This is a genomic window from Streptomyces sp. SID5910 (assembly GCF_009862125.1).
GTDB lineage: Bacteria > Actinomycetota > Actinomycetes > Streptomycetales > Streptomycetaceae > Streptomyces.
The window spans coordinates 1-11,580 of sequence record NZ_WWHX01000168.1; the positions used below are offsets into that span (position 1 = coordinate 1).

The 11,580-nt window shown below is 72.8% G+C and carries 12 protein-coding genes; 5 read left to right on the plus strand and 7 right to left on the minus strand.

From position 1 onward, the window contains the following. Positions 1-218: 218 nt before the first annotated feature. Positions 219-689, plus strand: coding sequence for a DUF5709 domain-containing protein (locus GTW67_RS06085; RefSeq protein ID WP_161163764.1), 471 nt, complete (start codon positions 219-221; stop codon positions 687-689). Between the two features lie 63 nt (positions 690-752). Then, complete coding sequence (locus GTW67_RS06090) at positions 753-1,037, plus strand: type B 50S ribosomal protein L31 (RefSeq protein ID WP_161163765.1); 285 nt, start codon at positions 753-755, stop codon at positions 1,035-1,037. A gap of 53 nt (positions 1,038-1,090) precedes the next feature. Here the strand turns inward: GTW67_RS06090 and GTW67_RS06095 are convergent, their stop codons facing one another. After that, positions 1,091-1,885 carry a metal-dependent hydrolase gene (locus tag GTW67_RS06095; protein ID WP_161163766.1) on the minus strand — a complete coding sequence of 265 codons (795 nt, stop codon included), beginning with the start codon at positions 1,883-1,885 and terminating at the stop codon, positions 1,091-1,093. Positions 1,886-2,042: 157 nt separating this feature from the next. Here GTW67_RS06095 and GTW67_RS06100 point away from each other — a divergent pair, with 157 nt between their 5' ends. Then, positions 2,043-4,556: a DUF3516 domain-containing protein gene (locus tag GTW67_RS06100; RefSeq protein ID WP_161163767.1), complete on the plus strand. Its 2,514-nt coding sequence runs from the start codon at positions 2,043-2,045 to the stop codon at positions 4,554-4,556. A 19-nt stretch (positions 4,557-4,575) separates the two neighbouring features. After that, positions 4,576-5,442 (plus strand): acyl-CoA thioesterase, encoded by an 867-nt coding sequence (locus GTW67_RS06105; protein WP_161163768.1) that lies wholly within the window; start codon positions 4,576-4,578, stop codon positions 5,440-5,442. Between the two features lies 1 nt (position 5,443). On the opposite strand, the gene GTW67_RS06110 is transcribed toward GTW67_RS06105, so the two are convergent. Further along, positions 5,444-6,454 carry a DUF6397 family protein gene (locus GTW67_RS06110; protein WP_161163769.1) on the minus strand — a complete coding sequence of 337 codons (1,011 nt, stop codon included), beginning with the start codon at positions 6,452-6,454 and terminating at the stop codon, positions 5,444-5,446. Positions 6,455-6,592: 138 nt separating this feature from the next. Next, the gene (locus tag GTW67_RS06115; RefSeq protein WP_161163770.1) at positions 6,593-7,006 is read right to left on the minus strand and encodes a roadblock/LC7 domain-containing protein; all 414 of its coding nucleotides are present in this window, start codon (positions 7,004-7,006) and stop codon (positions 6,593-6,595) included. Between the two features lie 106 nt (positions 7,007-7,112). Between GTW67_RS06115 and GTW67_RS06120 the strand changes: the two genes are divergently transcribed. After that, entirely contained in the window at positions 7,113-7,541 is a 429-nt protein-coding gene (locus tag GTW67_RS06120; RefSeq protein WP_161163771.1) for a PPOX class F420-dependent oxidoreductase, read from the plus strand. 25 nt (positions 7,542-7,566) lie between these two features. On the opposite strand, the gene GTW67_RS06125 is transcribed toward GTW67_RS06120, so the two are convergent. The 4 genes from GTW67_RS06125 to GTW67_RS06140 all read right to left on the minus strand — a co-directional run bounded on the left by GTW67_RS06125 (position 7,567) and on the right by GTW67_RS06140 (position 11,579). Then, positions 7,567-8,172, minus strand: a complete 606-nt coding sequence (locus tag GTW67_RS06125; protein ID WP_161163772.1) for a GTP-binding protein — start codon at positions 8,170-8,172, stop codon at positions 7,567-7,569. A 77-nt stretch (positions 8,173-8,249) separates the two neighbouring features. Next, the gene (locus tag GTW67_RS06130) at positions 8,250-8,663 is read right to left on the minus strand and encodes a DUF742 domain-containing protein (RefSeq protein ID WP_161163773.1); all 414 of its coding nucleotides are present in this window, start codon (positions 8,661-8,663) and stop codon (positions 8,250-8,252) included. A 22-nt stretch (positions 8,664-8,685) separates the two neighbouring features. Beyond that, positions 8,686-9,123, minus strand: a complete 438-nt coding sequence (locus GTW67_RS06135) for a roadblock/LC7 domain-containing protein (RefSeq protein WP_161163774.1) — start codon at positions 9,121-9,123, stop codon at positions 8,686-8,688. Beyond that, positions 9,120-11,579, minus strand: coding sequence for a sensor histidine kinase (locus tag GTW67_RS06140; protein ID WP_524539748.1), 2,460 nt, complete (start codon positions 11,577-11,579; stop codon positions 9,120-9,122). Before GTW67_RS06140 ends, GTW67_RS06135 begins: the two co-directional genes overlap by 4 nt. Position 11,580: the final 1 nt, after the last annotated feature.

Consider the following 11,580-nt stretch of genomic DNA (forward strand, 5'->3'; position numbering starts at 1 on the left):
GCCTGGCACCGGGCAGGCACCGGAGGCACCGCCCGGCCGGGGTCCGTGCCGTTGCGCGGTTCCGAACGGGGGTGGAAGGCTGGGAGGAGGCACCGGCTCGGGGAAGGCCCGGGAACCGCGTGGTCCGGCGACGGGTGACGCCTGTGCCCCGTGCAGCGGCGGCCCGCCGCGGTCCACGGTGAGAAGGGGACTACGGCCCCCACCCCCTGGAGGTACCCGTGAACAGCGCCGACGGATGGGGAGATGACGTCTACCAGCCCGACGGTTCCGAGCAGAGGGAGGACACCGGGCTGCTCGACGGTGAGGACACCCTCGAGTACGACGGTGTCGAGGATCCCCTCGACCGGGGCTGGTCCCCGCCCGAGCGCCCCTGGGCGGTCGAGCACACCGGGGTGACGGCCGCCGAACAGCACCGGGGCGAGACGCTGGAGCAGCGGCTCGCCGAGGAGCAGCCGGATCCGCGCGCCCCCGACGGCGACGGCCTGGGCGACTCCGAGGGCACCGACGGCGAACTGCTGGACGACGAGGTCGGCGCGGACCGCTCCGGCCGGCTCGTGGCCCCCGACGAGGGAACCCACGAGGACGAGGAGCCCGCGCTGGTCGCCAGGGACGTGGGCATCGACGGCGCGGCGGCGTCCGCCGAGGAGGCCGCGATGCACGTCGTCGACGAGGACTCCCTGCCCGGCTGACACCACCCGCCGCGGCGGACCCGCGCCGCCGCCCCCACCCTCCGCGCCCCACGAGGAGCAGCGATGCAGCAGGACAAGCACCCCGACTACCGGCCCGTCGTCTTCCGCGACCGCGCCGCCGGATACGCCTTCCTCACCCGGTCCACCGCGACCAGCGAGGAGACCATCGCCTGGGACGACGGGGAGACCTACCCGGTCGTGGACGTGGAGATCTCCTCGGAGAGCCACCCCTTCTACACGGGCAAGGCCCGGACAGTGGACTCGGAGGGCCGCGTCGCCCGCTTCGAGCGGCGCTACGGCAGCGGCGAGGGTCAGGGCGGCACCGACGGGGCCGGCGGAACCGGCTGAGCGGCCGGGGCCGTCGGTGCCGCCGGGGCCCGCCGGGCGCCCCGGACGAGGCCTCAGATGAAGTTGAGCGCCGCCGCGCAGCCCACTCCGCCGAGCACCATGAAGGCCGGCATCAGCACCTTCAGCTCCACCCAGCTGCCCGCCCGGAACCGCATGACCTTCGGCGGGCCGATGGGGTACCAGCGCTTGCGGCCCACCGGTATGGGCCACAGGATCGGGCAGCCCGAGACGGTCAGCGCGTCCCCGATGTCGTGCACCAGCGCACCCAGCACGATCGGCAGCCCCAGCCACAGGTACTCCTGGCCGGGCGCGGTGAACAGCCAGTCCGAGCCGCCGTCCGGCTTGTCCAGTGTCCCGGCGAGGATCCACGCGCTCGTCGCGGCGAGCAGCCAGACCAGCACATCGGCGCTGGAGCCGCGGGTCGCCCGCCACAGCAGGCCCTCGATGGCCAGCACCATGTGCGCGAAGAGGATCGCGAGGACCGCCCAGCGTCCGCCGGTGATGGCCAGGGCCGAGGCGCCCGCGCCGATCAGGACGGCCCACAGCCAGGTGTGCGTGAGCGTGCGGTGCCCGCCGGAGCGGCGCGGGTCGCCCTGCTTCTTCGTGGCCTTGTAGACGGCGTACGACAGCTTGTCGACGATCTCGCACAGCCACCGGGACAGCGGCCCGAAGGCTCGCGAAATGGTGGCCGCCTTGTGGTCGAGGTCCGGGGCGAGAGCGGCGCCGGCGCAGATCAGGGCCCCGACGAGCAGCACCGGCCAGGGCATCGGGTGTCCGGCCGCGGCGGTCGCCGCCCCGACGCCGAGCCAGGCCGCGGCGCCCGACAGTGAGTGTGCTGGTCCCATCATGGCCGTTGCCCGCCCCATTCCTCGTGTGCCGCTGTGCAGTTGTCCCGGTCCGTGCCCGGGTCCGCCGACGCGCCGTCGGCGCCCCAGCGTAGCGGTCGTGATCTTCGTTCCGGCATCCGATTCCCCCCTCACGGCCCGGGCCAGGCAAGATGGGGGCGTGACCCTCATCGACCAGCTCCCGCCGACAGCCGATCCCGATGCCCTCTACGAAGCCTTCGAGTCGTGGGCCCAGGAGCGCGGTCTCACGCTCTACCCCCATCAGGAGGAGGCGCTGATCGAGGTGGTCTCCGGTGCCAACGTGATCGTGTCGACGCCCACCGGCTCCGGCAAGAGCATGATCGCGGCGGGCGCTCACTTCGCCGCCCTGGCCCGGGACGAGGTCACCTTCTACACCGCTCCGATCAAGGCGCTGGTGTCGGAGAAGTTCTTCGAGCTGTGCAAGCTGTTCGGCACCGAGAACGTCGGCATGCTCACCGGCGACGCCTCGGTCAACGCCGACGCTCCCGTCATCTGCTGCACCGCCGAGGTGCTGGCCTCGATCGCGCTGCGCGACGGCAAGCACGCGGACATCGGCCAGGTCGTCATGGACGAGTTCCACTTCTACGCGGAGCCGGACCGCGGCTGGGCCTGGCAGATCCCGCTGCTGGAGCTGCCGCAGGCCCAGTTCGTCCTCATGTCGGCGACCCTCGGCGACGTCTCCTTCTTCGAGAAGGACCTCGCGCGCCGCACCGGCCGCCCCACCTCGGTCGTGCGCTCCGCCACCCGTCCGGTGCCGCTCTCCTACGAGTACCGCTTCACGCCGCTCACCGAGACGCTGACCGACCTGCTGGAGGCCCGGCAGGCGCCCGTCTACATCGTGCACTTCACGCAGGCGCAGGCCGTGGAGCGGGCGCAGGCGCTGATGAGCATCAACATGTGCACGCGCGAGGAGAAGGAGAGGATCGCCGAGCTGATCGGCAACTTCCGCTTCACCACGAAGTTCGGCCGCAATCTCTCCCGCTACGTCCGGCACGGCATCGGCGTGCACCACGCCGGCATGCTGCCCAAGTACCGGCGCCTGGTGGAGAAGCTGGCCCAGGCCGGTCTGCTGAAGGTGATCTGCGGTACCGACACGCTCGGCGTGGGCGTCAACGTGCCGATCCGCACGGTGCTGTTCACGGCGCTGACCAAGTACGACGGCACGCGGGTGCGGACGCTGAGGGCCCGGGAGTTCCACCAGATCGCCGGCCGGGCCGGACGCGCGGGCTTCGACACGGAGGGCTTCGTCGTCGCCCAGGCGCCCGAGCACGTCGTCGAGAACGAGAAGGCGCTCGCCAAGGCCGGTGACGATCCGAAGAAGCGGCGCAAGGTCGTCCGCAAGAAGGCCCCCGAGGGCTTCGTGGCCTGGTCGGAGAGCACGTTCGAGAAGCTGATCGGCTCCGACCCGGAGCCGCTGACCTCCCGCTTCCGGGTCACGCACACGATGCTGCTCTCGGTGATCGCCCGGCCCGGCAACGCCTTCGCGGCGATGCGGCACCTGCTGGAGGACAACCACGAGCCGCGCAGGCAGCAGCTGCGGCACATCCGGCGGGCCATCGCCATCTACCGCTCGCTGCTGGACGGCGGCATCGTCGAGAAGCTCGACCAGCCCGACGCCGAGGGCCGCATCGTCCGCCTGACCGTGGACCTCCAGCAGGACTTCGCGCTGAACCAGCCGCTGTCCACCTTCGCGCTGGCCGCCTTCGAGCTGCTGGACCCCGAGTCGCCGTCGTACGCGCTGGACATGGTCTCGGTCGTGGAGTCCACGCTGGACGACCCGCGGCAGATCCTCGGCGCCCAGCAGAACAAGGCGCGCGGTGAGGCCGTGGCCGCGATGAAGGCGGACGGCGTCGAGTACGAGGAGCGCATGGAGCGCCTCCAGGACATCACGTACCCGAAGCCGCTGGAGGAGCTGCTCTTCCACGCGTACGACACCTACCGCAGGAGCCACCCGTGGGTCGGTGACCATCCGCTGTCGCCGAAGTCGGTCATCCGCGACATGTACGAGCGGGCGCTGACCTTCACGGAGCTGGTCTCCCACTACGAGCTGGCCCGCACCGAGGGCATCGTGCTGCGCTACCTCGCCAGCGCCTACAAGGCCCTCGACCACACCGTCCCCGACGACCTGAAGTCCGACGACCTCCAGGACCTCATCGAGTGGCTCGGCGAGATGGTGCGCCAGGTCGACTCCAGCCTGCTGGACGAGTGGGAGCAGCTCGCCAACCCCGAGGTGATGACCGCCGAGGAGGCCCAGGAGAAGGCCGACCAGGTACGGCCGGTCACCGCGAACGCGCGCGCCTTCCGCGTCCTCGTCCGCAACGCCATGTTCCGCCGGGTCGAGCTCGCCGCGCTCGACCAGGTGGAGGAGCTGGGCGAGATGGACGCCGACGCCGGCTGGGACGCCGACGCGTGGGGCGAGGCCATGGACAAGTACTGGGACGAGTACGACGACCTCGGCACCGGTCCTGACGCCCGCGGCCCCAAGCTGCTGGTGATCGAGGAGGAGCCGAAGCTCGGTCTGTGGCGCGTGCGGCAGATCTTCGACGACCCGAACGACGACCACGACTGGGGCATCAGCGCCGAGGTCGATCTCGCGGCCTCGGACGCCGAGGGACGGGCGGTCGTCCGTGTCACCGATGTCGGCCAGCTGTGAGCACAGGAGCATCCCACCGATGACGAACCCGGCCGAGAGCCTTGTCGACCTGCTCGACCTGGAGCAGATCGAGGTCAACATCTTCCGTGGCCGCAGCCCCGAGGAGTCGCTCCAGCGCGTCTTCGGCGGCCAGGTGGCCGGCCAGGCACTGGTCGCCGCCGGGCGCACCACGGAGGGCGACCGCCCGGTGCACTCGCTGCACGCGTACTTCCTGCGTCCCGGGCGTCCGGGTGTGCCGATCGTGTACCAGGTCGAACGGGACCGCGACGGAAGGTCGTTCACGACCCGCCGGGTCACCGCCGTGCAGCAGGGCCGCACGATCTTCACGCTCACCGCCTCCTTCCACAAGCCTGAACAGGGGAGTTTCGAGCACCAGCTGCCGCCGGCCCGCAAGGTCCCGGACCCCGAGTCGCTGCCGACGCTCACCGACGAGATCCGGGCCCATCTGGGCGCGCTGCCCGAGCAGTTGGAGCGGATGGCGCGCCGTCAGCCCTTCGACATCCGCTATGTCGACCGGCTGCGCTGGAGCGCCGACGAGGTCGCGGACGCGGAGCCGCGCAGCGCCGTGTGGATGCGCGCGGTCGGGCCGCTCGGCGACGACCCGCTCGTGCACACCTGCGCGCTGACCTACGCCAGCGACATGACCCTCCTGGACGCCGTGCGCATCCCGGTGGAACCCCTGTGGGGGCCTCGGGGCTTCGACATGGCGTCGCTGGACCACGCCATGTGGTTCCACCGGCCGTTCCGCGCCGACGAGTGGTTCCTGTACGACCAGGAGTCCCCGATCGCGACCGGCGGACGGGGTCTGGCCCGCGGGCGGATCTACGACCTGGAGGGGCGCCTGCTGGTGTCCGTCGTCCAGGAGGGACTGTTCCGGTCCCTGTAGGTCACGAACCTCTGCGCCGGAGCCGGCCGAGCAGGCCGCGGATCCGTCCGCGGCCCTCGGCCCGATGGCACGTCGGCGGCGGTGCCGGTGCCGGCGTCAGTGCCGGTGCCGGTGCCGGTTGTCGTGCCTTTGTCGGCCGATGCTCGTGCGCCGTGGGCGCCGGGCCGTGTCGCTGTCGTCGTGTGGCCGGGCGGGGTGCCGGGCAGCGTACGCGCGCGTCGCGCACCGCGTGCGCCAACTGGTTTCGCAGCTTGTCGATCTCGTCCGGCTCGGTCGCCGTCATGATCTCTTCCGCGATCTGCGCGGCCGGGGATCCTGGTGAGCCGTGGGCCGGGCGGGCGGGGCGGAAGCGGCTCAGGCAGGAGCGCTCGTAGGGGTCCCTGACGACCTCCGAGACGTGGACCGGGTCGAGCAGCGAGGCCACGGCCGCGGCCTCGGCCCACGGGTCGTCCGTACGGTGCAGCAGACAGTCGAGGTACCGGCCCCGCCAGTTGCGGGGGCGCAGGTCCAGCCCCTGCGCCAGCTGGTCTCGCAGGGCTTCCGGTGTGCGTCCCTTCAGCAGTGCCGCGTTCTGCTCGTCGGCCGCGAACTTCCGCAGGTCGTCGGCGAGATACCGCCAGACGACGGCCCGGTAGCGGTTGAGGGAGAACGTCGTCGGCACCAGGAGCCCCAGCCGGGCGAGGCGGGTGAACCGCTCTTTCGTCACCTCCAGGAGGGCCGCGCCGTCCGTCGTCCCCACCGTCCGGACGCGCTCCCGCAGGCTGTCGGGGAAGCCCGCGATCCCACGGAGCCGCTCGATCTCGTCGCGGGGGACGCGCTGTCCGCCTCCCCCGTCGTCGGGGACGGTGCGGATGCGTCCGAGCTGCACGGCGATGTCGAACTCGCCGCGCCTCAGCCCGAGTTCCCGGGCGGCCCGGCTCGGCGCGACCGAGTCCTTGCGGGCCGTGGTGATCCGTACGACCGTGGCCGTACCCTCGTGTGTGCTGCCGTGCGTGCTGGTCTTTGCGGACATGCTCGTCTCCCCCGTGGAGTGTGCCGGCCGACGTCGTCCTCGGCCGCCTGACACAGAACCGTAGCCACTGCGGACGATTCCCGTGCGAGCCTGTGGACAACTGGGCACACGCCACCGACGAGCTGTGAAAACCCCTGGTCAGAGCTCCATGGACGGATTCCGGTCCGGTTGCCTCGCGTCGACGTCGAGGTGTTCGCCGACCCGGTTGACGAGCAGCGTCATCTCGTAGGCGATCTGCCCGATGTCCGACTCCGCGCCGCTGAGCACGCACAGACAGCTCCCGGAGCCCGCCGCCGTCACGAACAGCACCGCGTCGTCGAACTCGACCATCGTCTGCCGTACTCCGCCGGCCCCGAAGTGGCGGCCGGAGCCCTTGGCCAGGCTGTGGAGTCCGGACGAGACGGCGGCGAGGTGCTCGGCGTCCTCCCGCCGCAGTCCCGTACTCGCGCCGGTCACCAGTCCGTCGTTGGAGAGGACCAGCGCGTGCCGTACGTGTTCCACCCGCTCGGTCAGGTCGTCCAGCAGCCAGCCGAGTCCCTGCTTCTGCCCCATGTTCCGCTCTCCCCGTGTTGTCCCCGTATGCCTCGTCTCCCCCTGCACGGGGGATCTGCCCGCCAGCCTTCCCCACACCGGTGCCGCGGGCAAGGAGGATGGGTCCATGGCACACAAGATGACCGACGATGAATGGCGGGCCTTCGTCTCGGACGGCACCCGCACGGCGAAGCTCTGCACCGTCCGCGCCGACGGCAGTCCGCACGTGGCGCCGATCTGGTTCCTGCTGGACGGCGACGAGGTGGTGTTCAACACCGGGAAGGAGACGGTGAAGGGGCGCAATCTGGCCAGGGACGGCCGGGTCGCCCTGTGTGTGGACGACGACCGGCCGCCGTTCGCCTACGTCGTGTTGCAGGGCCGCGCGCGGATCTCCGAGGACCTCGGCGAACTCAGGCACTGGGCCGCGCGGATCGGCGCCCGGTACATGGGTGAGGAGCGCGCCGAGGAGTTCGGGGCCCGCAACGGCGTGCCGGGCGAGCTGCTCGTCCACGTCACCGTCGACAAGGTCCTGGCGCAGAAGGCCGTGGCGGACTGATGCCGTCTCCTGGGCGGTGAGCCGGTCACCGTACCGAGTCGAGCAGCCGGGCGGTGTGCATCCGCCCGGCGTACTCGACCAGCCGGATCAGGACCTCCTTCCCCGAGTCGCGTTCCCGCGCGTCGCACAGCACCACGGGCGTTCCGGCGTCGAGATCGAGGGCGCGCAGGACGTCGTCGGCCTCGTGCCGGCGTGCGCCGGTGAAACAGTTGACGGCCACCACGAACGGGATGTGCCGGTGCTCGAAGTAGTCCACCGCCGGGAAGCAGTCCTCCAGCCGCCGGGTGTCCGCGAGGACGACCGCGCCCAGGGCGCCCTGGGCGAGTTCGTCCCACAGGAACCAGAAGCGGTCCTGGCCCGGGGTGCCGAAGAGGTAGAGGGAGAGTCCGGACCGGATGGTGATGCGCCCGAAGTCCATGGCGACGGTCGTGGTGACCTTCTGGTCGACGCCGCCGGTGTCGTCCACTTTCTGGCCGGCCTCGCTGAGCAGTTCCTCCGTGCGCAGCGGCCTGATCTCGCTGACCGCGCCGACCAGGGTGGTCTTGCCCACGCCGAATCCTCCGGCGACCAGGATCTTCAACGCCAGTGCGGACGTGTCGCCGCCGGTGGCGTCGGGGTGCTCGGAGATCATCGATCACTTCTCTCGGGAGTCGTCGTGGGCGTTCTTCGCTGTCATGGCCTGCGGTCTCTTCTCGCTCGGGGCGGCCGCTACAGGGCGCGCAGCCCGTTGATCACCTCGCGCAGGATGCGCTCGTCGGGGAGTTGCGCGGGCGGCACGGGACGGCTGACGGTCACGGAGCCCCGTTCGACCAGGTCGCCGAGGAGCACCCGTACGACGCCCACGGGCAGATGCGCGTCGGCCGCGAGCTCGGCGACCGACTGGGTCTCCGCGCGGCACAGCTCGATCAGGGTCCGGTGTTCCGGTCCGAGCGCGGTGTGGTCGGCCGCGGAGGCGCCCGGGTCCAGGGTGACGAGGGCGATCAGGTCGAACCGCACTCCGGTGGGGCCCGGGTGGGTGCGGCCGCCCGTCATCGCGTAGGGACGGACGAGAGGCCCGGCCTCGGTGTCGTACCACTGGCCGCCCGGCGGGGCGGGGGCGCCGCCCGTCATGTCGTCGGTCATCTGCGCGGACCGCCCTCCCGCGTCATCCCGCGGAGGGCGGCCGGGCCGCTGCGCGGGGCGCGGTGTGGAGGTGCTCGCCGACCCGTCTGACCAGCCGTGCCATCTCGTAGGCGACCAGGCCGATGTCCGCGGTGACGGAGGTGAGGACGGCGAGGCAGGAGCCGTCTCCCGCGGCGGCCACGAACAGGAAGGCGTCGTCCATCTCCACCATGGTCTGGCGCACGCCCCCGGCGCCGAAGTGCCGGCCCGCGCCCTTGGCGAGGCTGTGGAAACCGGAGGAGACGGCGGCCAGGTGCTCGGCGTCGTCGCGGCCGAGTCCGGTCGACGCGCCCACGGCGAGCCCGTCGTTCGACAGTACGACGGCGTGCCGCACCTCGTTCACGCGCACGATCATGTCGTCCAGCAGCCAGTCGAGTTCGCCGGTCCGCCGGCCGGGTGCGGGGCGGGGGTCCTGGATCATGCGGGGTCTCCTTCGCTGATGTCGCGGGGGGTCGTCGCGCCGGGCGGGGCTCCGCGGCCGGGTTGCCTGCCACCGCCGCGCGTCCAGCCGTCGCGGTAGGCGGCCATGCGGTCGCGTACGCGTTCGGGGGTGCGCTCGTCGTGGTCGTGCGGTGGGGCGGGGTGGGCGGGTTCTTCCGGCCGCCCGTTGCGCAGTTGGGGGGCGAGGCTGGCCTGGCGTACGCGGCGGGGGAGGTCGTCGGACTCCGCGGCTCGGTCGGGGCACGCGTCGGCGGACGGGTCGGTGGGACGGCCGGGTGACGGGTCGGCGGACGGCTCGGCGGGGCGGTGGGCGGACGGCTCAGGGGATCGGCCGGCGGACGGCTCGGTGGGTCGGTCGGCGGACCGGTCGGTGGACGGCTCGGCGGATCGGCCGGTGGACGGGTGCAGACGCAAGGCGGGGGCTCCTGGGGGCCGGCTGGTGGTCGTGGTCTCCGCCGCGGCGGGTACGGGCGCCACCAGCGCGGGCCGGTCGGCCGGTGCGGGGACGGGCTCCTGTCGCGGGATGCCGGCGGGCACGCGCGCGTACCTGTGCTCCTCCGGCTCTCCTGCCTTCTGTGCGGCGCCCTCGTCTGCCGCCCTCCGGTGGGCCGCTTCAGGGAACCGGAGTGACTGCGCGGGGAGCCCACGGCCGTCCTCGGGGGAACGTTCCGCCGCTCCGCCGTGCAGGAGAGCGGTGGGCAGGAGGACGACGGCGGTGGTGCCGCCGTAGGGCGAGGTCCGCAGATGGACCTTGATGCCGTGCCGGGACGCGAGCCGGCTGACCACGAACAGGCCGAGCCGGTCGCTGTCGAACAGGTCGAGCGCCTCCGACTGGGCGATGCGGCGGTTGGCCTCCGCCAGGGCCTGTGGCCCCATGCCCAGTCCGCGGTCCTCCACCTCCAGCGCGTAGCCGTTGCCGACGGGCTCGCCGGTGACGCTCACCCACGTGTGCGGCGGCGAGAACTGCGCCGCGTTCTCGATGAGTTCGGCGACAAGGTGGGTGAGGTCGGCCACGGCGGCGCCGACGACGGACGCGTCGGACAGTCGCCGTACCTCCACGCGCGCGTAGTCCTCGACCTCGGACACCGCCGCACGGACGACGTCGGTCAGCGGCACGGGCATGCGCCAGGCGCGTCCGGGGGCGGCGCCGGAGAGGATGATCAGGCTCTCGGCGTGACGGCGCATCCGGGTGGTGAGGTGGTCGAGGCGGAACAGGTCGCTCAGTTCGTCCGGGTCGTCGGAGCGGCGTTCCATGCTGTCGAGGAGGCTCAGCTGGCGGTGGACGAGGGTCTGGCTGCGGCGGGCGAGGTTGACGAAGACCCCGGAGATGCCGTCGGCGAGCTCCGCGCGCTCGACGGCGGCCGCCAGCGCGGCACGGTGCACGGTGCCCAGGGCCTCGGCGACCTGCCCGGCCTCGTCCTCGGCGGGTGCGTCCTGCGGGGCCTCGGCGCGGATGTCGATCTCCTCGCCCGCGCGCAGTCGGCGCATGGCCTCGGGGAGTTTGTGCCGGGCGATCTCCAGGGCGCTGTCGCGCAGGCTCACCAGCTCGACGACGTGGCCGCGGCCGATGCGGACGGAGATGACCAGTGACGCGGCGACGGCGAGCAGGCCGAAGAGGACGGCGGCGCCGGCCGGGGTGAGCAGACCGCGGGTGAACGGGTCGGCCCGGTCGGCGACTCCCCGCCCGGCGTCCGCTTCGATGGCCCGCATGCCGTCCTGCACGCGCGCGTGGGCCGGGCCCCAGGAGCCGCCGGGTGCGGCGGCCTCGATCGCCCGGCCGTCGGCACCGCCGTCCAGCAGCCTGTCCTCGGCGGCGCCCACCGTCGTGTAGGCGGCGCCGCCGGAGAGTTCCCGCCAGGCCGCGCGTTCCGGGCCGCGCAGGTCGGCGACGGCGGACTCGGTGAGGGCGCGGCGGGCGCCGACGGCGGCGGTGAACAGCCGCAGCCGCTCGCCGTCGAGGGCGGCGGCGAGCCGCGCACCGGCGAGTACGGCGTCCTCCTGGGCCAGCGCCTCGCCCGCGCGGGCGAACTCGACGAGCACGCGCGCGTCGGACCCGAGGTCCGCGTCCTGGACGCCGCTGAGCGCACCGCCCGTCCCCAGCGCGGCCGAGATGGCCGTCGTGTACCGCTGATAGGCCTGCGACCAGTCCGCGCGGCGTTCGAGCACGGCGGTGCGCAGCGGGCCCAGCTCCTCGGCGCCGGTGACGAACGCCTCAAGGCGCCGGGCCACTCCGGCGGGCAGTTCCTCGCTGTCGGCGACGGTGCTGCGCTCGCCGAGCCGCAGCTTCCCGACGGCCCGGTCGGTGCGCGCGGCCAGTTCCTCGTAGTCACCGGCGGGCACCGCCGCGGGGTCGGTGGCGCGGCGCACGGCCGCCGTCCGCTCCGCCTGCAACGCGGCGACGGCGGCGCTCACCGGTGCCCGGACCTGGGTATCCACC